This is a genomic window from Micromonospora sp. DT53 (genome assembly GCF_049841535.1).
In the GTDB taxonomy this organism is placed as follows: Bacteria; Actinomycetota; Actinomycetes; order Mycobacteriales; family Micromonosporaceae; genus Micromonospora.
Window position 1 is genome coordinate 1 of the sequence record NZ_JBNCKM010000016.1, and the last position, 21821, is coordinate 21821.

Genomic DNA, 21821 nt, shown 5'->3' on the forward strand with positions numbered 1-21821 from the left:
CAGCTACGACGCCACGACGAAGCCGAGCAAGCCGCCCACCACGCCATCAACCAACGACCCGACTCACCGGACCTCCATCTTTTACTTTGCTACCTGTACGACGACCAGCACGAGCGCGCCCTGGCCGCCGCCGAGCAAGCCCTCACCATCGACCCAAAACACGAATGGGCCCTGGTCTGGCGCATCACCCAACTCCGACAGCTACGACGCCACGACGAAGCCGAGCAAGCCGCCCGCCACGCCATCGACCAACGACCCGAGTCACCGGACCTCCACCTTCAACTCTGCTACCTGTACGACGACCAACACGACTACCAACGCGCCCTCGCAGCCACCGAGCAAGCCCTCACCATCGACCCAAAACACGAATGGGCCCTGGTCTGGCGCATCACCCAACTCCGACAGCTACGACGCCACGACGAAGCCGAGCAAGCCGCCCACCACGCCATCGACCAACGACCCGAGTCACCAGCCTTGCGAGTAGAACTCAGCTCCGTGCACAACGACCAGCACGACTACGAGCGTGCCCTGGCAGCCGTCGAGCAAGCACTCATGATCGATACCAAGAACGAATGGGCTTTAGGCCGGTGGGTTGGTCAACTTCGACGGTTGCGGCGCCTTGACGAGGCCGAGCAAGCCGCCCGCGAGTCGATTGAGAAGAGGACTCACGCGCCCGCCCTATACCTGCAACTCAGCTATGTCCACGACGACCAGCACGATTACAAGCGAGCCCTCGCAGCCGTCGAGCAAGCACTCACCATCGATCCGAAACACGAATGGGCCCTGGTCTGGCGCATCACCCAGCTCCGACAGCTGCGACACCTCGACGAAGCCGAGCAAGCCGCCCGCCAAGCAATCAAACAACGACCCGACTCGCTAGCCCTGCGACTGGAATTGGCAAGCGCTTTCGAGGACAGGGGCAGGTACCAGTCGGCCCTCGGAGCCATACAGGATGCCCTTGCCCTCGACCCGCAAAATGAGACGGCGCTCGCGGCGCAAATCCGGATGCTGCGACTGTCGCACAATCTCTCAGGCGCGTTGATGACCGCTCGAGCGGCGGTCAACTTGCGTCCTGACAGTTTGGATGTGCTCAGTGAGTTCGGTCAGGTACACGCGGCCCGCAACGACCATCAGAAAGCTCTTGCCGTGTTTGACCGCGTCCTGGCTATGGATCCCGGTCATGTGCAGGTAGTCGAACGGAGGGTGGCCGCACTTCAGCGACTGCTTCGCCACGCCGACGCTGAGCTCTGCGTGCGCAAGGCCATGATGCTGTTGCCAACGGTTGAATCGCTGCACATTATTCTCGGGAGGGTCTTTGAGGACCGACTTCAGACGCGGGAGGCCCTCGCCTGCTACGAGGAGGCTGGACGTCGCAGCCCGTCTGACCCCCGCGTAATGGTGCGACAGTCGACCGCACTACGGACCTTGCATAGCTACGCCGAGGCCGAGCGGCTGATCGCCCCGCGAGTACGTCAACACCCCCACCTACGCGACCTCGAGATGGAGCTGGCGCGGATCCAACACGACTCAGAGAGGTTGCCCACATCTCGAACAACGTTCGCCCGTCTGGAGCGCACGGCCCAGTCGGATGAGGAACGCGCGGCGTCGATAGCTGGGCTCGGGTGGGTCGACTTCACCTGCGGCGACTATGTGGCCGCCGAGGAACATTTTGCACGGGCGGCCGCGCTAGTGCCTCAATACCCCGAACACCAGCTGGCAAGGGCATGGGCGCTCGTACGGCAGGATGAACGTGTCCAGTGGAATCAGGCGGAGCAGATCTGCCTCGAATTGCTCGGCGAGCAGCAGGACGCCACCGTGCTGGTGTGTCTAGGCGTGCTTGATTACCAGTTCGGCCGGCTGCCCGCTGCGGAGTACCACCTGACGAAGGCGCTAGAAATAGACCCGTATAAGGGTAGCCACACGGACCTCGCGGCGCTGTATACGCAGCTTGGCCGATACGACGAGGCAGAGTCACACCTGCGCCTCGCAATCGCGCAGGACCCATACAACGCTCCCGCACAGATCGAGCTTGGCCACCTGCGCCTACTCACGGAGGAGCCGCAGGAGGCGGCCCGCCTTTTCCGGGGCGTACTTCGAGTGGACCCGTCAATGCAGGAAGCGACACTTGGCCTGGCCGAGTCCCTTGCCGCCGTGAGGCAGCCACGGGAAGCGGAGGACGTGTTGCGGGAGGGCTTACGCAGGGCCACCATGCCATGGCGATTGCACCTAGCCTTAGCCCGTCTACTCTTCCACCAGGCCGACACTATGCAGAATGACGACATTTTCGCCGAAGCGTACGCAGAAGCGATCGAGTCGATCAAGAGTGTTCCGACCAGCGAGCCCGACCCGCACTACGTCGCGGCCGTATGCAAGGCTCGGCTCGGTGGGACTTCGTCCGTTGGTGGTGTCGGCGACGCACGCTCACGACGTCAAGCACTGCAACACCTACGCCGCTGTCTAAAGATCGATGAAGGCCACGTGGATGCCCAGCGTGTAGTCCAGCTGCTCGAACGGGAGAACCGAACCGCCCGCACCGCCGCCCTCGGTACAGCCACCGTAGCCACGGTCGCGCTGGGTCTACTCGCCGTGATGTGGACCGCGTTCTTCCTCTCGAACCGCGTCACCGTCGTCATGATCACCACAATTACGCCCATCCTTGTGGGGCTCGTCGCCGTCGCCGTGCTGCTGCCCTCGCTCATCCGGCTCAAACTGCCAGGCTTCGAGGCCGACCTTCAGGCAGGCCTAGGCCAAATCACATCAGGCCCGACCGGCGATGTAGTAATCCGACCAGGAAACCTCGCGATCAGCACTGGGCCAGTCGGCCACGCACCCAATCAGCGCCGATGGGAGGACAGAGAGCGCAGGTGACCCGTCCCGGGCGGCGGCAACTGCGACGTGACCAGCCACTCGGCCCCTGACATGATGCCTTCATGTCGACCACTTGCCTGAGAGCACTTTGATCCACACCTAATGACACCTTCGTACTTGCCCAGGACGCTGCACCCCCTCTGGCGTATGGACACGTGGGGCCGCAGCTAGGGGTGGGTGCAGCTGAGAGACGTTCGATGTCGTTGGGCGCAGCCTGAGGCCGTTCAGGGCGGCCTGCCGCTCCCGCCTGGCGTTGAACTGGTCGCCGGCGATTCGGCCACCGGCCAGCGTCGGGTAGCTAGACGCACAGTGGTGACCCCCTTGATGAAACCCATAGGGACACCCCCGGGTGCCCGGAACTGGCCACCCTGCCCGCACCGAACGGCGACGTCATCGGGACGTGCCCGAGAGGTAGACCCCGAGACCAGCCAGCAACAGGCTGATCAGGCTGGCACCGGCCCGTACCGAGTTCCACCACGTCCAGGCGGACGAGTAGGAAGCCCACACCCGGACCGCCTCCGCAGGATCGGTCGGCACGCCTGCGGCGTCGAGCGTCTCGTTCGACGGCACGTTAACGACCACCGTCGGGATGAACGCGCCCACCAGGTACACCCCCGCGGCCACCAGGAGCAGCACACCCGCAGACCGCTTCCCGAGGATCAACAGGAACACACCGGTCAACGTGGCGGCGACGAGCGGGCCGAAGAACGTGACGAAGAACAGCGGATTCTGGATCCTCTGGTTGATGCTCGTCATGGCCCGGATCGCGGTGCCAGCGTCGGCGGCGTTCAGACCGGGCATCACCGCCACCGAAAAGGCGTAGTACACACCGGTGATCGCACCCGTCACCACTAGGGTCACCGCCGCCGAACAGGCAGCCAGGGTGGCGTTCATGCCCAGTCTCCACCGGGTGACGTGTCCCATGCACCGGCGGCGGCGGCGTCCCGGGCATAGTCGGTGAAGTCGCGCGGCCTGCGGCCCAACGCCCGTTGCACACCATCGGCGAGCTGTGCGTTGCGGCCGTCCAACACCTTGCCGAACAGCTCGGTCAGCACCGCCGCGAGCTCCGCCGGCACGTCGTACCCGGCCATCACGGCGGCGTACTCCTCCGGCGAAACCGATCGGTAGCGGATCTCCCGCCCGAGCGCGTTGCCGATCTCCGACGTCGCCTCGGCGAAGGTGAGAAGCCGCGGGCCGGTCACCTCGTAGAGCTGCCCCGCGTGCCCGTCCTCGGTCAGCGCCGCGACCACGATGTCAGCGATGTCGTCGGCGTCGACGAACGGCTCCGGCACGTTCCCGGCCGGGAGGATGACCTCGCCGCCGCGAATCGAGTCGGTCAGGAAGTCCTCGCTGAAGTTCTGGCTGAACCAGCTCGCCCGCACTATCGTCCAGTCCACTCCGGAGTCCTGGACCACCCGCTCGCTGAGTTTGGCCTCCTCCTCGCCCCGGCCGGACAGCAGAACCAACCGTTCGATCCCGCCGGACACCGCCTGTTCGGTGAACGAGCGGATCGTCGCGAGGGCGTCCGGCGCGACCAGATCCGGGTAGTACACCAGGTAGACCGACGAAACCCCGTCCAGTACGGGTGCCCAGGTGCGCTGGTCGGTCCAGTCGAACGGCGGCTCGCCGGCGCGGGAGCCGACCCGCACCGGCCGGCCGAGTTTGGCGAGTCGGTCCACCACCCGGCGGCCGGTCTTGCCGGTGCCGCCCAGTACGAGGATTGGCTGCTCATCAACGTTCTTCGTCATGCCAACCAGTCAAGTCGAGGGCGAGCGCGCCGGGAATGGGCGAGACTCTCGATCGCATGTCCCGGCGTCTCGACCGCCGACGTCACGGGGCTAACCTCTGCGCATGGATGCGTTCGCGGGGCTGCTGGACGGGCCGAGGGCGCGCGGCGCGTTCCTGATGCGGTCGGTGTTCGACCCGCCCTGGTCGGTACGGATCCAGGATCGCGCGCCCCTCACCCTGGTCACCATGCTGCGCGGCACGGCGTGGGTGGTGCCGGACCGGGGTGCTCCGGTGCCGCTGCAACCCGGCGATGTCGCGATCATCCGTGGCCCGGAGCCATACACGATCGCCGACGACCCGGCCACGGCGCCGCAGGCAGTGATCCATCCCGGAGAGCAGAGCACCACGCCCACCGGGGACGAGTTGTGCGAAGTGATGGACTTGGGTATCCGGACCTGGGGCGAACGCGCTGACGGAACCGCGGTGCTGCTCAGTGGCACGTACCAGTTGCAGGACGAGGTCAGCCAACGGCTCCTGAGGGTCCTGCCCCACCTCCTGGTGCTGCCGGCCGGAGCACTGGACAGCCCGCTCATCCCGTTGCTCAGCGACGAGATGACCAAGGACGAGCCGGGGCAGGAGGTGGTCCTGGACCGACTGCTCGACCTACTGCTCATCGCCGTACTCCGGGCCTGGTTCTCCCGGCCGGAGGCGGCGGCGCCCGCTTGGTACCGAGCGCACGCCGATCCGGTGGTCGGCAGGGCGTTGCGGCTGCTGCACGACCAGCCGGCAAAGCCCTGGACGGTGGCCACCCTCGCGGCCGGCACCGGTATCTCGCGGGCGGTGCTGGCCCGCCGGTTCACCGAACTGGTCGGCGAGCCTCCGATGGCGTACCTCACCAACTGGCGGCTCACGCTGGCCGCCGATCTGTTACGCGAACCGGACGCCACCGTCGGCGCGGTGGCCCGCCAGGTCGGCTACGGCAGCTCATTCGCACTCAGCGCGGCCTTCAAACGGGTACGCGGTCTCAGCCCGGCCGAACACCGGCAGGCCATCGGGTCGCCTGACCTCACACCAGTGGGATGACCGTGCCGAGACTGACCGTGGGCATCCGTTCCTCATCGTGGACTGTTCTCCGGTCAAACTGACCACGCGGCTCGCGCGATGATCGATCTCCTACGCCGTAAGACCGACCCCGCGCAATGGAACCGCGAGCAGTAGTCGGGTTCGTTCGTAGTAACCTCCTCGACCGACGCAACCTCCGTTTCAAGGGGCTAGGTGCTCGTGAGGAACGAGGAGAATTGAACCCACGAAGACCCCATGTCAAGCCTCCTCTGTCAAGGCTTGTCATTGCTTGTCAAAACCCCTTGTTACCATCCGTAGCTATTTCGACCTTGTCATTGGCTGTCAAAAATGAGTGTTGAGCTGCACAGACACGGTCAGAGACTGATCGCCCCTTGTCACTGGTTGTCAACTTCAGGTGGGGGTTTTCGGGGGGTAAACGGGGGCAGGCCGACAGGACGTCGCCAGATCCGACCGTGCCCGGCGCGCCCTACCGTCGGGGCCTCCCGTCACCAAGGGAACGAAGTACCCCCTCACTACCTCGTCGACTGACGACTCCACGAGTCCCGGTGGCCATTCGACCGCCGGGACTCGCTGCGCTGCCGGTCCTGATGGCGGCCGTCAGTGGGCGGCCCGGCCAGCCTGTGTCGGCGCGTCTGCGATGAGCCGCTCGAACTAGCCAGCCGCCTGCCCTGCTGGCCCCGCCACACCGTCACGCGGCGACGGTGCCCTCGCGCCCCCGCATAGAGACCGAATCGGTTAGACGATCTATGGTTAGCGGTCGATACTCATCTGGTGGACCCTCAGCCGGATGCCGTCGCCGCCCGCCCGGTGGCCGTGCTCGTCAACACTGAGGTCCAGTCGCTGGGCGCCCACTACGGGATGACCGTCAAACGCAAGATCCTCGCCGCGATCCTGGCCGCCGACGACGACCGGGCCTGCCGGTTCGCCACCTGGTGGGGAACGCTGGACCTGCCGGCGCGGCGCCCAACATCGGTCGACGCCGCCACCTTTACCCTAGAAGTGGACCCGTCGCTGCTGTGGTCGAGCGCAGCCCAACTGGTCGCCGACGCCGATGCCCGCTGGGCTTTGCCCACCGAAGGGATTCCGTGGCAGCTCGGCTTCAACTACGGGGCCATCTACGTCGGCGTCCTGTCGGCGCTACCCGCCGCGACCTGCGACCGGCTGCACGACGCTCTGACCCCGCAGCCGTGGTACGTCGGCCTGGTCACCGTCAACCCGGCCCACGCGCTGCACCACCGGCTCTTCGACCTCATCGACGGGTGGTCGTACGCGAACGGCTGGGTCTACGACCCGAACCCTAACGACCATATCGACCCGCGCGAAATGTTCACCGGCCTGCCCGTTGACGGGTTCGGCCCCGGCCCGCACCCGTTGACCGGAGCCGAGGCCAGCATCCGCTGGGCACCGGGCCCTGACCATCCCGCCGAGTCGCCGGGTACCTACCAGGAGACGTTGATCGACATGGTGCGCCAATACACCGACGCCGAGCGGCCCCTGGCGTTCGCTGTCGGCCGCCGCCATCCCACCGTGGCCGACCTAGAACCGAAACTCCGCCGCTATGCCCTGGACCCCACATCCCGCGACGGTGCGCCCAAGGCCCGCTTTTTCGCCCAGGCGCTGGGCATCGGTCAGGGCGACTGGCGGTTGCTCGCCATCCAACTGATCTCGGGGCTGCACGCCAGCGCCCCCGCCAAGTTCCGTGACGTGCCCGCCCACGGTGAACGCCAGCACCTGCGGTTCGAGACAACCGGCCCGGTCATCGGGCCCAACGGCCGCACCGCCATGGTCACTGCCGCGTGGAAGGCCGAGGACGACAGCCCGGTCCAACTCGTCACCGTCACCCCCGGCAAGAAACGCACGCCCGAGCCCGGCACAGCCGACGAACCGCCGCCAGCGGACGGCGAGCACATCACCTCGGCTACCGGCGACCTCCCCGGCATCTATGCCATCGCCCATGCCGTGGCTGGGCAGGCCCGCCGCGACTGCCGGCCCACCCCGGTCGTCATCACCGGCGGGCAAGCTCCTAACGTCATCATTACCGAAGGCGCTGCTGGCTACGCATGGGTAAACCTGCCCGCCGGGTCCGCCTTCGCGGCCTGGCTACTCGCGCAAGGTCATGCCCACCGCGGCGACGGTGGCATCACGCAGGTCACCGCGCCGAGCGCCTTCCACGAGCCGGCCCTGGCCTGGGCGAACGGGTTCGCGACGGTGCTACAGGCCGCCGGCCACGACTGCGCCGTCACCCACGCCCTCGATTGACGCCCCGGCTCTTGCCGCAGCGCAGCGGTCACCGTCAAGTGGGTGTCGCCGTCGACACCTCCCTGGGCCAGGTGAGCCCAAGATGAGACCGCCGGCCGCCGACAGCCGGGTCTCCGGTCTCGTCGATCAGCAGGACACCGTCGGGGTGCCCGAGACGAGCCGCGACGAAGTCCCACACGTCAACACGGACCTCGGCGTTGTCCCAGCTGGCCCGACCAATCAGGTCCTGCCTCCCGTCCGGACCGTCGTCACCTGCGTGCTCCGCGATCGTCCAGCAGCTTCTGGTCGCCAGCGGCGCCAGCAACCACGAATCCCGGACCCGACGCCCTGGCTCGGGCTGGCCAAACGCGCCCCGATCATGTCCCTCAGCTCGTCGAACAGCCCAGACCACCGCCGGGCGACCTGGAAAGTACCGACCAGGCTGCGCTGCAGCCCGCACCGGGCGACCCCGACCGTGCAGGCCACCCTCGTCCTACATCGCGTTAAAACCCGACCCACCGAGGATGAAAAAGGCTCAATCCCTTATGGCGTTGGGCGTCCGCTCGGGGAATGCGATCGGTGCCAGAGCCGGCTCGAGGTGCCACACCAGGTAGAACTCGGAGTAGCTCCCTCGTGGCTCGAACTATCGACCGGTCCAACCGTCATCTCATCGGACCGGGACGCCAAGCGGTCCTGGCGCTGGCCGAGCGCCTGTCGGTCCGCGGAATCATCTCAACGCCCCATGCCGTAGTCAATCACCCCGCACTAGCCTACGAAAGTCAACTCGACACGGCCGACCGCATGAGGACAGAAGCTAAGTGATCACCGGTGAACTGAAGAGTAAAATCGACCGCCTCTGGGACGCTTTCTGGTCGGGTGGGATCTCCAACCCGCTGGAGGTCATCGAGCAGATCACCTACCTGCTCTTCATCAAGCGGCTGGACGACCTACACACCCTCGAAGAGAAGAAAGCGATCCGAACCGGCGAGCCAATGGAACGCCACATTTTCCCTGAGAGTTGCGACGACCAGGGATGCAAGTACGACGACCTGCGCTGGTCGCGGTTCGCGCATGCAGCGCCGAGCGAGATGTTCAAGATCGTCAGCGAGCGGGTCTTCCCCTTCCTGAGGACGCTGGGCGGCGACGAGTCGACCTACTCGCACCACATGAAGGACGCCCGATTCACAATCCCCAACCCGGCCCTGCTTTCCCGAGTTGTTGACATGCTTGATGGCCTCCGGATGGACGACCGGGACACCATGGGCGAGCTCTACGAGTATGCACTCAGCAAGATCGCCACGGCTGGCCACAACGGCCAGTTCCGAACCCCTCAACACATCATCCAGTCAGTAGTTGAGATGATGGCCCCGACGCCCACCGACGAGATTTGCGACCCGGCGTGCGGCACCGCCGGCTTCCTAGTTGAGGCTGGGGAGTACGTCCGCCGGACCCATCCCGACGCGCTTTCGGACACCGTCCAGCAAAAGCACTTTCACGAAGGCATGTTCCACGGCTTCGACTTCGACAACACCATGCTGCGCATCGGCAGCATGAACATGCTGCTGCACGGCGTCGAGAACCCGGACATTCGCTACCGCGACTCACTGGCCGAGAACGTCAGCGAGTCGGAAAAATACTCCCTGGTCATGGCCAATCCGCCATTCGCCGGAAGCATTGACACTGACAGCACCTCCAGGGACCTGCAGCGACTGGTCAAGACCAAAAAGATCGAACTACTCTTCGTGGCTCTCACTATCCGGCTACTAAAGCCTGGCGGTCGCGCTGCTGTCATCGTGCCGGACGGGGTCCTCTTCGGTTCAAGCAAGGCGCACAAGGAAATACGTCGGATCCTGGTTGAGGAGCACAGGCTCGACGGAGTCGTAAAGCTACCCAAAGGCACGTTCACGCACCACCTGGGAGTACCGGCAGCGATATTGCTTTTTACGAAAACCAACAGCGGTGGAACTGACCTTGTGTGGTTCTACGAAGTCACGGCCGACGGTTGGAGCTTGGACGGGAAGCAGACTCCCCTGTTGAGCTGGGACAAACTCGGCCCCACTCCTATCACGAAACTGACAGCGACCGAGCATGACATGAGCAACCTTCCGGACCTTGTGGCCCGATGGAAAGAACGCGATAACAGCGAGCGTAAGCGCAATCGGACCGACCAGAGTTTTTTGGTGGAGAAGCACAACATCGTCGCCAACGACTATGACCTCAGCCTCCAGCGCTATAGAGAGAGCAGGGAACAGCAACGGCTCCTCGAAGAAAAAGCATTGCGGCTAGGAGACTTCGCAGAGGTATTCAAGGGGTGGGTTCCGGCTTCCGACCTGGATAGAACGGAGCGCCAAGAAGCAGTGCCAAAGGAGGTGCGGGTACTTCACCCCTCGCTCCTGACCGCAGTGTTGCCGGAGGTAGGACAACTTCCTGTCCGGAAGACAGGACGAGAACCAAAGCGACGTCTAAGTAGCGGCGACATCGTCGGCCGGGATTTAGGCGAATCTCGGCATTGGACAGTACTTCCCGAAACTTATGAAGGGGTCCAAGCCGGACAAGGGTTGGTTGTGATTAGGCCGACGGGCCACGCATTCCCCCCTGAGTACCTGGTCGAGTACCTTTCAAGCAATCAAGCGGAGAGCCAGTTCCCCCGCTACGATGTTGTTCCTAGAATTCGGTCGGGTGGACTAGCCGATATTTTGATCCCGCCTTGCGATGGAAGTCATATTTCCATCACCTCTGCCATGCTCAAGGTGAAGGAGGGGGTGAAGGAAGCTCGCCAAATTCTATCCATGCTAGACGAATCTCGGGTAAAGGTGTTCGATAACTGTACGAGCAGTGAGCGACGGCTCCGGCTAGATGCTGCCGCAGAACTGAGCGCACTGACGGCGCAGAACCTGCGCAAACAGAAGCATCCTTACCAGGCCTTCCAGGACGCGTATCCCTACGCCATCGCTCGGGCTGTACGGCGCTTTCGGCACAGCAGTTCCCTTCAGGAGCGCCACGAGAGCGCAATCCAGTGCGTCGAATCACTTATTTTGTCCCTCGGTATCGTTTCGCTATCGCTCGCAGCAGACAGGGGATGGCAGGATCTGAGCGAGGTCACGAGCTGGTCAGAATCAGTAGAACGGGGTGGCGTGTCCCTCGGCCACTGGCTCGGAGTAATTAGAGCGGCTGGAAACTTCGCGAGGAAGGGCGGCGATGAAGCCGCTGGCTTGGCACAAGCGACAGCCACTCAAAAAGGAGGAAAGGGTCTTATTTCAGATCTCGAATCGCTTGTCTCTTTGAGGAATAAGGTTAGACATGGGGCAGGCCCTCGCACTCAGGCAGAGATTGAGAAGAGTCTCAACAATATCGAACAGCTAATGTTCAGGGGTCTCTCTGCAAGCTCGTTCCTCGCTAAAGCTAAATGGGTTTACCCGACGCGATTGAGCTGGGTGCCAGAGTCCGACAAGTTCCGAGTCTCAGCCCTTGCGATCATGGGAGATCACCCGGACTTCGAGCCGCTAGAGTTCGACGCCTCACAACCCGTGGGTGACCATCGACTTTACGTAGTAAGCGAAAATGGAGATAGGTTTCCCCTAGCCCCCTTCTGCGTCCTGGAGGACTGCCCCTCCTGCCTCACTCCGGAGCTCTACTACCCTGATCGACTTAGTCGATCGACGGCTCTGCTCAAGAGTTTGGATAGAGGGCATGAACTGGAAAGCACGGAAGTCTTCGCGGCTTTGTACTCATGGATGAACCCTTGATGGACTTAGGCATAGGGCGGGTGCGATGAGGCGTAACCGCCCCCATCAACGCGCTCGGTGCACGCCTCAGGTCCGCCAAATGCGCCTTCCCTCGTCTTAGGACCAGTGCGTACTGGGAACGTGGAGTTTTGAGCCCACGAGAACCTCTTGTCGAGCCTCGTTCAAGGCTTGTCATTGCTTGTCATTGCTTGTCAAAACCCCTTGTTACAATCCGTAGCCATCCTGCCCATGTCATTGACTATCAGAAGTACACATTGAGCTGCGCAGACGTGATCAGGCAATGATGTCACTTGTCACTGGTTGTCAACCATGGGCGAGGGTTTTCGGGGGGTAAACGGGGGGCCGACAGGGGCGTCGCCAGTCCACCGCGTCCTGCTCCCCCATCAGCTAGACGCCCGTCACCAAGGGAGCAGTGCGCCCCCTACCCATTTGCTACACGCTGGCCGCAGGCATGGGGGGTCGTGTCGGTGGGGGGACACGGCCCATTGCCCCACCGCCGATGACGCTCAGCGCGACTCTGAAGCTCGCGCAAGTCTAGCTGCGTTGTTGACCTCTTGGGCTTCGTGAACCTGTGTACAACTGGCGCTCTTTGGGGCGGAATCGCTGGGGGTTGCCGGTACTCGGGATGTGATTACGACCGCTGCCTTGCCTGGCGCTCGTACGCCACGACCGCGCTCACCAAGCGCTGCTTCACCGCTTCCACGTAGCTGATGCCCTGATCGAGGGTCATCGTCATCGCTGAGTCGTCCTCCACGGGATCGAGGTCGATGCTCGACACGTACTCGTGGCAGTCGCTCTGCTGGCTGCTGGCTTGGAGGCCATCAGGGACGGGCCAGAAGCGGCCGAGTGTGCCGTCGTCAAGGAGCAACACCGGTGACGCCAGCATCGGTGCGTCCGCTTCCTTGTGCCGGCGTCCATCTACATGAACCACGACCCAGCATGCCCGGCGGGACACCACCCGGTAACGGTTGCCGTCCGCGTCCTGGTAGGGCCGGTGGAGCCCGAGCGGCCTGTACTCAACTCGAACGAACTCCTCGTAGCCGATGTCGCTGAGCCGGTCTGCGGCTTCCTTACACATCGCGGCGACCTCGGCGCGGTCGCGTTGCTCCTTCTCGGCCCGTTGGCGGACGAGAGCGTCGTTGGCTTCGGCCTGACGATGGGCGGCGTTGATTGCGTCTTCCAGACTCACCTCGCCGAGAGTAGCGGCATGCATACAGGACTTGGAAGTACTGGCGCTGGTATGCGCGCCGCCAGCCAACAGAAGTCAGCCGCCTCGCCGGTGCACCCGGCGGTCCTACAGGCAGTTCAGCGACGCGCTTCTGTTGTTTTGAGGACCGGCACCTAAGGCGCCGACCGAGGACTCGCAAGACAACCGGTCATGGCGCCTACGGCGGCAACCCCGAGGTGAACATCCCATACCGCAGGCCCGCCGCGTGGGTGTGCGAGCTACGGGTTGTAGTCGGGCTCGTACCTGAATTGCGTTGCCTGAAGCGCGTCATCGCTAGGCATCCAAGGATCATCGAGCCAGAGGTGCCCGCCGTGAACGGTCCAGGTCCCGTCGGCCCGCAGGGTCAGTTCAAGGTCGTGAGTGATAGCCAGGACCGTGCGGATGCCGTCTTCACGGGCGGCACGTACTTCACCGGCGGTGACGAAGACGGGACCTGGGCCACCCAAGGTGCCTTTGACCTCAACCCGGAGCTTCGGAGCCTGCTCCGGACCGACCTCGTAGTCGTACGGGTGGTATGCCGATGTATTCCGGATGCTGCGGCGGCTGTGCCCCTGGTCGATGAGCCACTGACGCACCAAAGCCATCGCGGCAAGCTCGACTTTGCGCCGTAGCAGTGGATCGTCGAGTCGGCCTTGCCCGCTGGCGCCATTGCCGCTGACGACGAGCTTGTCGATCGCACCCCAGCCGTTCCTGCCGATGCGGTGTTCAGGCGAGCGCGGCTGCATGATCCGCCGGACGGGTCGGTAGGTCCAGCTAAGGAGCCACCCGGAGGTGGGGGCGTTGGTGGTGTATTCCGTGCTTAGGAAGGCGGTCTTGGAGATGCCGAGCTTTTGGATGAGTCGCGCGGCATGATGGTGGTCGTCGTAGCGGTCCTTGACTACATCGAGGACCTCGACCTCCCATGTCAGTACCCCGGCACTGGGGCCACCACCGCTGACAAGAACGACCCGGGTGCCGACGTCAAGTTGCTGGAAGGGCAGCAGACGCCGCTGCCACATGTTCCATTCGATTTCACGTTCGCTTGCATCCGGATCGCCGCCGGCGTTCCATGGCTGGTGCTTCAGCAGAATCGTCATCGGATCACTGCCTCGCTCGCGTCCACAGCGCTACGTCCAGGACCCGCAGCGCCGGATCGTCGGCAGGCAGGTCGCCGACCAAGCCCCGTATCAGCTCGTCGCGCATCAGCTGCTGAAAGATCTTCCAGTCCCGTCGGTAGGAGTACGGCCTCTGCATGCCCAGGTACTGGCGGACTAGCCCATCACGCACCGGTAGCAGCCGCGGGCGCTTGCGGGCGGCCAACTTCGCCGGCGCAACCCACGGGTCCGACCGTACGGCCCGCGGGTCCACAAACAGCCGCCGCAGCGTCTCGTAGAACCTGGCTGCGGCGTCAAGCACGCCATCGTCGGCATCCTCCAGGTCAACGTCCGTCGGCACCGCCTGCAGATCTAGGACAAGCTGTTCATCAGCCAGGACGCGCCGCGCAGCGCCGGCCCCGACGTCGGCGTTGAGCAGCGTCACGGCAAATAGATCCGCAGCTGCCACCTCGGTCGGCACATTCGGGCCGATTGCCAAGAAGGAGCCGCCGGCGAAGTTGCCATCCAGGTCGTAGTAGCCAGCGACACGCGATGCTGCGTCACCGGTGAGAGCATCCAGCGTCGCCGCACGGGCTCGTGCGAACTCGTCCACGCCGGCACGTTAGCGGATCCTTGCGGTTCGAAGCATTCGTTCGAACGCCCGCCTCCCTGCCTCCGTTCGTATGGCCGAAAGCCCAGCAAGCAAGTCGTCGTTCGTGGTCTAGAGCAGGCCGGCGAGGACCTTCTCATAGCGTGGCTGATCCTTGTCAGGCGTCCGCGCAGCTGCATAGTAGAGCACCACCGTCCCGGCCTGGTGCACCCCGATCGCCGCCGAATCGGCATACTTCTGCGCCATTGCCGCGTCTGGGAAAACGTACACAGAGATCGCGTCGGTAGTGAGCAGGTGAGTGCAGCCGAGGGCTGTGCAATTCCCGGAATTGCCGCGAGCGTTGAGCATGGGCCGCCCCGCCTTGTCGAACGCTGCCACCACCTGGTCGGCAGTTGGACCCTCGGACTCAGGCTTCGCAGCTGAGCACGCCCCGGTCGGCGTTGGCCTTTCAATGGGACCCGCGCCCCCACGATCGCCTTACTCGGGTGGTCCCGCCGCGACGTCGATGCCGGCGTTGCCGAGCAGGGTCAGCGCTTCAGGGAAGGGGCTGTTGAGCGGGCCGTGGTGGATGCGCACGCGGCTGGCAAATTGGTTGTCCCGGGCGATGCGGGTGGCGTCGCCGAGCACAGTGAGCCGGTAGTGCCACCATTGCACCGCTCCGTCTCGCTGCTCGACCCGTATCAGGTCCTCCGCGCCCCGAGCGGCTATAGCCCATCTGCCGTTGGCGCTGGTGGCCCACACGGCAGCGACATCGGCGCCGTCGATGGCGTCGAGGGCTTCGGCCGCTGCGGGGAACGGGTTGGTGAAGGTGCCGTCGACGTGGAGTGCGGTGTCGGCGTGCCGGCTTACCCGCCAGGCCGGTCGGCGGTCCTCCAGTCTGTCGATGGCGGTGGCGATCGGGTCGTCGTCGACGATCATCGCCACGGTGCGCATGACGTCGTCCGGGTCGATGGGGAAGCCGCGGCTGTTGCTGATGGCCTCCGCGTGGTCGGCCACGAGAATGGCGTCGGCGGCGACCACGAGGTGAGCGGCTCGGTGGGCGGCTGCCTCGTAGCCCAGGTACTCGGCGGGGCGGCCCGTCGTGGGTAGGTGGTCGCGGATGAGGTAGAGAGCGACGGCAGCCACGCTCGCGACGTTGGCCTCGATGGCCGGTGGGATGTCGTCCAGGTCGAGCGTCTCCACCACCCTGGCGAGCACGCTGATCCATCCGTGTTCGCCGTACGGCGTTGCCCAGGCGCCCAGCTCGACGCCGACGAGCACGAGCGTCCCGACAGCCAGACGGTCGACCGCGGGCATGTGGGCGAGGTGGTTGCGAACGGCACGGGTTAAGACGTGGCCGATGCGTCGCAGCTCGCGCAGCGCTCGCTCGTCGGTGTCGTCGTCTAGGTCGCCCGCGCCGTCCGCATTGCCAGGGCTGTCGACCTCGGCGTTCTCCCCGGTCGAGGGGTCGATGTCGTCGTTGACGGTGTTCGCGTCGTCTCCGTCGAGTCCGGCGGCGCGTTCGTCACTGAGGAGGTCGGTCGGCTGGAGCACGTCGCTGCCGTAGCTCGTGCTGGTGGCGGAGAGGGCCGCGAACCCGCCGAGGGAGAAGTAGAACATGGCTGTGCCGAGCCGGCTTTTAGCGTCGTCGCTGTAGCGCAGCCAGTCCTCGGCGTCGGTGTCGAGCCTCGGCGTGCCGGTAGCTGTCTCCGACTCGCCGGTGCCGCCTGCGGCGGGTAGGGCGATGCTGGCGCGGGCGGCGGCGAGCTGCCGGACCCCGTGGAGCCACCGCTCGACGAGGCGCGCGTCGGCGAGGAGCTCGATCGGCCCCTGGGAGCCTCCCCGCGGCTCGTCGCTCACCCGGAACATGGTCCGTGTGGGATCGGTTACGAACACCATGTTTCCGTCGCGCGTGACACCGTGTTCGGTCCGTGCCGTCCGCACCCGGGATCCGCCAGGCAGATCGACGCCGGCGATGAGGTGTTGGACGGCGTCTTCGGGGACGGCACCGACGTCGGCCCAGGTGTCGAAATCGGTGTGGGTGGAAGCCATGATCCGTACCGGGGATGGTGTGGGGTGCGCGAAGGTGAGGTGCAGTCCGCCGACGGCGCGGGTCGCCGCGAGGAGCGTGGCCCCGGTGGCCGTGTCGACGTGGTTGGTCGTGCTGATCCGGACGGCAGGCACCTCGTCGAGGCGGATCGGGACACCGCCGGGAAACAGCGGCGTGGACGGTCGGGCAAGCACGGCGAGTTCGACGTTTCCGCCGTCGGCGACAGGCTTGAGCAAAGCTGCCGAGGACAGGTTGGGGCTGCCGGTGAGCGTCCAGCATGCGCCGTCGTAGCCGACAGCTTCGACGAGCTTGCCGTGCCGGTAGGAGCGGTGCCGGTCCTCCACCACCTCGAGGTCGATGCCGAGGTCGCCGATCACACGGGCTATCGCCTCGGGTTGCACGACGGTCCGATGCCCGGATTGCACGGCGAGCGTGACACGTGCCGGGGCCAGACGCAGCGCCAGCTCCTGGATCGCCTCGGCGCGCGCGTCGTGGAACGGCGCGTAGAGCCGCAGGCACTCCACGGGCGTGGCCGGAAGCTGGTCGATGATGGGAGCCTTGGAGGTGTGTACCAGCCGGTGACCTGTGTCAATGAAATGGCCGCCGCTCAAGGCTTCGAGGGCGGCGGCGGTGCGACCCATCGCGTCTGCGGCGGGCGGGCTGATCGCGCAGAGCCGGGCGACGCTCCGAAGCCATTCCGCTGCGTCGACGACCAGCCGGGGACACCTGTCCCGATCCGCTGCGGCGATCGTCCAGGTCTCGGCGTTGAGGTGCCAGCCGCCGACCGAAAGGTTGCCCGAACCGATGGCCACCAGCGCTCGCGCGGGCCCCACGATGACGGTGAGCTTGGGGTGGAATGCCCTCCCCGCGGTTGGGGGTACGGCCAGGCCGTGTACGTAGCGGGTGCCGGCGTTTCGGGCGGCGCGCGGGTCCGGCTTGGACATGCGCAGATCGCCGACGACCGTGACGCGGGCGCCGGTCGCCTGGGTAACGCCCAGCACGGCCCGCTCGAAGAAGCCTAGATCGGCGTTGAAGGTGCAGAAGAGCGCCTCACGGGCCTGCCGATCGGCGTGTTTCTCCTCGGCGAAGATGTACGGCAGAGGCGACGGCACTGTCACGACGTCGCCGGAGTTCTGGTGGCCGGCACTGCCGTCGACGTCGAAGGCCCGGTCAGGCAATGAGGTCACCCCGGTCACCGATCTCCCACACGCCGTCGGTGCGGGCGAGCAGGCCCATGCCGGCGAGGATGCCGGCCAGTTGGTCCCACCGAAGAGAGGCGGAACCCGCAGTCTCGTCGGAGTCGCGGAACAGGAGGTCATCGCGTAGATGCACCCGGGTGGGAATCTTGAGAACGCCCTTCCGGGGATCGAGGCGGGCCTTGGCCAGCGCGAGTCGCTGGGACCGGTCGACCATTGTGTCGGTAAGCCATCGGGCAAAGTCGCGCAGCGCCCTGTCGTGCCATCGGTCAAGCTGGTCGGCCAACCACCGCGGCGCCAGCTCCTCGTAGCGATCCTGCGCCTCGTGTCCCTCGAAGCCGTGCAGCTCCCGGCCGGCCAGCTCACGCACACGGCGAGCGCCGAGGGCCAGCACGCTGAGGTCCCGCACGGGAGTCTCCAGGCCCAACAGCCCCGGATCGTGCTCGGCGGGCACCGGCTGTCCCGCGCTGTCCATGGTTCGTGGCAGCCCATCCCGGAACGCCCCCACGGTGCTGTCGGGTAGCAATTCCGCGAGATGCGCGGCCAGCTCCGCGCGGGGCGTGATCCCTTGGATGCCGTTGACAAGCCAGGCCCAGAGACTCCGCCACGCCGTAACGGAGTAGTTGCGCAGGATGAGGCCACGCCATTCGTCGGACAGCTCCAATGCGGACAACACCGGGTCGCTCATCGCCTCTGGCTCGAATGCCAGAAACCGGGACACGTCACGGGTTACCCGGCGGACCTCCGTCAGCTGAATGACACGCGCGATCATGCGCAGCGTCTGCCGGCGGACACCGGCCCGCGTCGCGGGCGTCTCGGCGTCCGACGCGGCGAACAATCGGGCGAGCCAAGCGCCGTCCGCGCTAGTGGCCGAATGGCAGACGCACAGCGACTCGTACGCGTCGAGCGTCGCGTCGTCGAGCGTCCGCCTGCCGACCAGGTCGAGCACGTCACCGAGCCCATGAGCGACAGCGCCGGTATCCATCTGGTCACCGGGACCAATGTCGTCGGCTCTGGTCACGATTCGGAGCAGAACCTCGGAGCCCCGGTACGCCGGCCAAAATCCCCAATTCGGCTTGGCGTAGACACCCGGCGCGGCCAATTCCGCCACATCCACACCGCCGTCGGACGCCCGCCTCAGGATCTCGTCATATCCATGTGGTCGGGACAGCGCCTCGTGCGCGGAGCCAGCGCCGCGGTAGTGACGCGCCGACACCGCCCCAACGACGACCTCAGCCCGGCGCAACAGACTCTGTGCCGCGCCGCGGGCCAGGCCCCGCCTCCGCGCCTCCACGGAGATCAGGCCGTGGAGCGCGTAGTAGCGGGCGTTGAGAGTAACCGTCGTGACCCCGGGGACAAGCCGATCTACAACGTTCATGGTGAACCGCTCCACCGACAGCGGAAACCGGCCCGCGTAAGTCCTTGATCCTGAAGACGACCACGCAGGACCAGTCACCACAGCCGCCAGTCTGCCGCCGGCTCCGACTCGGCGCAAGCACGGACGAGCGTCGAGGTGAGAGCCAGGGTGACGACCGAGCTCATGAACACGATGACCAGAAACGCAAGAACCACGTCGGCGGTGACTCCTTCGGATCCGCCGAAGAGGTCTCAGCCTGACGGGATTGGTCAGGGGGTTGCCCGTCGGATCGGTGTCTCAGATGGCGGAACCGCTGCAGACTGCAGCAAGCTCACCCGCAACGCTTCACATGGACCACGCCGACGGCCGGGCGAGGGTAGCCCGCTTGGCGAAACGAGATGCATTCTTTCCGACTCCGGCAAGTCCGACTTTCGTGACTATCTAGCGGCACACCTGGTGCCGGCCGCTTGCCGGCTAGCGGCCGGCACCGCAGGCGGCGGGTGCGGCAGAGTTACCTTGAGTTCTGTGTCGATTTTCCCGATGGCCTCGCGCAGGTGTGCACTCTCGATTGCGGCGCTTCTGCTGGCGAGCGGAACTGGCACCGCCGCATGGCGGATGGCCGCGAACGAGTCTGCTCCCGCACCACGGATCCAGCATCCTGGAACGATCGCGATCGCTGCGGTGACGGCCAGCGCACAAGACCCGATCTCCGTCCACGTCGAGTTTGACGGGTCGGTCGGTGTACGGCACACGAGGATGACGATCGTGCTCAACCAGGAGCGAGATCCGCACGCGGAGCCCGCCCCACCTCCACGCCTACTCGTCTTTTTGTGCGGAAGTATCGCGGAGGCCGTTGACTTTCAGAACAAGAACGGCCAAGAGGTGCTGTGGCATCGGACGCTGCTTGACGGCATCCACGCCAGCATCCTGGGGAGCCTCTCGGAATGCGTCTACAGCCCGGTAGTCCTCGACGGAGCCGCGCCCTTCCGACAGGAGATCCTGACCGGCACAACAGCGGCGCACACCAGCAACACTGCTGCCTCGAAAGTAATCTACGCGCTGCCCGCAGTCGTCCCCTGGCCCCGCGTCCTCTCCGTGAATGGCCTCCTACTGTCGCAGTTCCCCAAGGGCTCCGAGGCCGAGGTCCAGTTAATTAACCCGCCATCGGACCTGCAGCCAACCTTCGCCAGCCCGGAACTACCCGAATCCGGTGTCCTTCGGTGGGGTGCCGCGCTTGACTCCTTCGCCGACGCGCGCAACGCGTACCGGCTCAGCGGTGACCTTGTCGACCGACATGCAGCGGCCCAGCAGGACCTGTTCCTAGCCGGTGCCCTCGCCGGAGTCGCTGGTGGTGCTCTCGTCTGGTTTCTCGAACTGACACTCGGCGCGCTGTCGCGCCCTACGTCCGACGCCCGGGGCGCTGGCGCCAGTCCGCAGGCAGGGCGATCAGTCCGGCAGAGCTGGCGGCCATCGAGTTCCACGCTAGCCGCCGGCCCAATGCGTTGGAAGAAGCGAGCGGCTGACGCGTCCCGTGCTCGCGCCCGATGCGGCCGCTGACGCGAGTGGAGAATGTTGCAGCCGCACAGGCGCCCCGTCGATCGTCGTCTTGTGGTGCCTTCAGGGCTCGGGCGATCAGCCGATAGCCGTCCCGCCTGCCACCACTACACCTCGCCAGACCGTCGGCACACCCATCGCCGGCGATGGGCGGCAGAAGAGAGGCTAAGGAGTGCACCGCCTGCCGTTGCCGCCGGTCGATAGTGTCGTCGGTGTGCAGCTGCACTGTAGACGCTAGACCCGCGGGCATCGGGAGGGCGCATGATGCACGTCATCGTCCCTGCAACGGTTGGAGCTCTCGCGTCGTTGGCCGTCGCGATGTTGTCGGCATACCTCGCTGCTCGCCAACAGCGACGCAGCGCCTTAGACGTCGAGCACCGGCTGCTTCGTGAGTCGTACTTGAACCCGTTGCGCTTCCATCTGGTCGAGAACCATTTCCGTTTGGTCGACACGGTAGAGCGCGTCGAGGCAGCGGGCGGGCGGTTCGCTGAGGTGGACGTCGTGTCCGCACCGGAGGAGATCTCCAGCAAGAGTGCAAGCTGGTTCACTGGTGAAGGTGCACGCCTGACCTCAGCGGTATATTTAAGCGCATGCCTTTTCGTGCACACGGCGAGAGTTCGGGACAACGTGCCCTACCTACGCTTGACCGCGTCGGTGGACACCAGGCTCGCGGAGCTGCTGCTGCAGGTTCAGATCGGATTCCTCAAGGACCGAGGGATCCCTTACGTGTTGCAGAACAGCATCGGTCACGACCTATGGCACCGAGAGGATCAACGCCTGCGGAGCTACCGAGAATTCTGCGACCTGCTCGCCGATCCGAGCACCAGGGTTTGGTTCGACCCTCTAATCCGAGTTCACCTTGAGACTGGGCGGGGTGAGAAGCTCTATCGGATACGCGTACTCCTCGACGCCATCGAGCAGTTGGCGCGCTTTCTCGACGACTGCGTGAGTGGCGGCAGATCCGTCACGAGCCGATCCAATACAGAACGGGTAGCCCGGGCCAGCTATCAACGGTCTCTCGCGGATCCGGGCGTCAACCTGCATACCCAGCAGGCTGACCGAGACACGGCTCGCTAGCCAGCTGCGCCGTCCGACCCTCGAGGCGGTCGCC

General features: G+C 65.3%; 14 protein-coding genes. 6 read left to right on the forward strand and 8 right to left on the reverse strand.

Annotated features, from left to right (window positions below; all coding sequences use genetic code 11):
- Positions 1-2868: tetratricopeptide repeat protein (locus ACLQ3B_RS32900; RefSeq protein ID WP_425784565.1), on the forward strand; the 2868-nt coding region annotated here is incomplete at its 5' end.
- A gap of 390 nt (positions 2869-3258) precedes the next feature.
- Here ACLQ3B_RS32900 and ACLQ3B_RS32905 read toward each other — a convergent pair.
- Both ACLQ3B_RS32905 and ACLQ3B_RS32910 read right to left on the reverse strand, forming a co-directional pair.
- Positions 3259-3762: a DUF1772 domain-containing protein gene (locus ACLQ3B_RS32905; RefSeq protein WP_266302937.1), complete on the reverse strand. Its 504-nt coding sequence runs from the start codon at positions 3760-3762 to the stop codon at positions 3259-3261.
- Complete coding sequence (locus ACLQ3B_RS32910) at positions 3759-4616, reverse strand: NAD(P)H-binding protein (protein ID WP_266302938.1); 858 nt, start codon at positions 4614-4616, stop codon at positions 3759-3761. The genes ACLQ3B_RS32905 and ACLQ3B_RS32910 overlap by 4 nt, the downstream gene beginning before the upstream one ends.
- A 103-nt stretch (positions 4617-4719) precedes the next feature.
- Between ACLQ3B_RS32910 and ACLQ3B_RS32915 the strand changes: the two genes are divergently transcribed.
- The 3 genes from ACLQ3B_RS32915 (at position 4720) to ACLQ3B_RS32925 (ending at position 11663) form a co-directional block, all read left to right on the forward strand.
- Positions 4720-5679, forward strand: coding sequence for an AraC family transcriptional regulator (locus ACLQ3B_RS32915; RefSeq protein ID WP_425784566.1), 960 nt, complete (start codon positions 4720-4722; stop codon positions 5677-5679).
- An 807-nt stretch (positions 5680-6486) separates the two neighbouring features.
- Positions 6487-7938 (forward strand): DUF6883 domain-containing protein, encoded by a 1452-nt coding sequence (locus ACLQ3B_RS32920; RefSeq protein ID WP_425784567.1) that lies wholly within the window; start codon positions 6487-6489, stop codon positions 7936-7938.
- Positions 7939-8735: 797 nt separating this feature from the next.
- The gene (locus ACLQ3B_RS32925; protein ID WP_425784568.1) at positions 8736-11663 is read left to right on the forward strand and encodes a type I restriction-modification system subunit M; all 2928 of its coding nucleotides are present in this window, start codon (positions 8736-8738) and stop codon (positions 11661-11663) included.
- A gap of 631 nt (positions 11664-12294) precedes the next feature.
- On the opposite strand, the gene ACLQ3B_RS32930 is transcribed toward ACLQ3B_RS32925, so the two are convergent.
- The 6 genes from ACLQ3B_RS32930 to ACLQ3B_RS32955 form a co-directional block, all read right to left on the reverse strand.
- On the reverse strand, positions 12295-12852 hold the full coding sequence (locus ACLQ3B_RS32930; RefSeq protein WP_425784569.1) for a hypothetical protein: 558 nt from the start codon (positions 12850-12852) through the stop codon (positions 12295-12297).
- A 257-nt stretch (positions 12853-13109) separates the two neighbouring features.
- Positions 13110-13967: a protein NO VEIN domain-containing protein gene (locus ACLQ3B_RS32935; protein WP_425784570.1), complete on the reverse strand. Its 858-nt coding sequence runs from the start codon at positions 13965-13967 to the stop codon at positions 13110-13112.
- A gap of 4 nt (positions 13968-13971) precedes the next feature.
- Complete coding sequence (locus ACLQ3B_RS32940; RefSeq protein ID WP_425784571.1) at positions 13972-14577, reverse strand: DUF6308 family protein; 606 nt, start codon at positions 14575-14577, stop codon at positions 13972-13974.
- Positions 14578-14685: 108 nt separating this feature from the next.
- Positions 14686-14952: a hypothetical protein gene (locus ACLQ3B_RS32945; RefSeq protein WP_425784572.1), complete on the reverse strand. Its 267-nt coding sequence runs from the start codon at positions 14950-14952 to the stop codon at positions 14686-14688.
- A gap of 99 nt (positions 14953-15051) precedes the next feature.
- Positions 15052-17790: a hypothetical protein gene (locus ACLQ3B_RS32950; RefSeq protein WP_425784573.1), complete on the reverse strand. Its 2739-nt coding sequence runs from the start codon at positions 17788-17790 to the stop codon at positions 15052-15054.
- A complete protein-coding gene (locus ACLQ3B_RS32955) occupies positions 17774-19192 on the reverse strand; it encodes a hypothetical protein (RefSeq protein WP_425784574.1) in 1419 nt (472 codons plus the stop codon). The genes ACLQ3B_RS32950 and ACLQ3B_RS32955 overlap by 17 nt, the downstream gene beginning before the upstream one ends.
- 489 nt (positions 19193-19681) lie before the next feature.
- Here ACLQ3B_RS32955 and ACLQ3B_RS32960 point away from each other — a divergent pair, with 489 nt between their 5' ends.
- Both ACLQ3B_RS32960 and ACLQ3B_RS32965 read left to right on the forward strand, forming a co-directional pair.
- Positions 19682-20713, forward strand: a complete 1032-nt coding sequence (locus tag ACLQ3B_RS32960) for a hypothetical protein (RefSeq protein ID WP_425784575.1) — start codon at positions 19682-19684, stop codon at positions 20711-20713.
- A gap of 258 nt (positions 20714-20971) precedes the next feature.
- On the forward strand, positions 20972-21787 hold the full coding sequence (locus ACLQ3B_RS32965) for a hypothetical protein (RefSeq protein WP_425784576.1): 816 nt from the start codon (positions 20972-20974) through the stop codon (positions 21785-21787).
- Positions 21788-21821: the final 34 nt, after the last annotated feature.

Coding starts and splice junctions, on each gene's coding strand:
- ACLQ3B_RS32905 (WP_266302937.1), bottom strand. CDS start 3,762: ATGAACGCCACCCTGGCTGCCTGTTCGGCGGCGGTGACCCTAGTGGTG.
- ACLQ3B_RS32910 (WP_266302938.1), bottom strand. CDS start 4,616: ATGACGAAGAACGTTGATGAGCAGCCAATCCTCGTACTGGGCGGCACC.
- ACLQ3B_RS32915 (WP_425784566.1), top strand. CDS start 4,720: ATGGATGCGTTCGCGGGGCTGCTGGACGGGCCGAGGGCGCGCGGCGCG.
- ACLQ3B_RS32935 (WP_425784570.1), bottom strand. CDS start 13,967: ATGACGATTCTGCTGAAGCACCAGCCATGGAACGCCGGCGGCGATCCG.
- ACLQ3B_RS32965 (WP_425784576.1), top strand. CDS start 20,972: ATGATGCACGTCATCGTCCCTGCAACGGTTGGAGCTCTCGCGTCGTTG.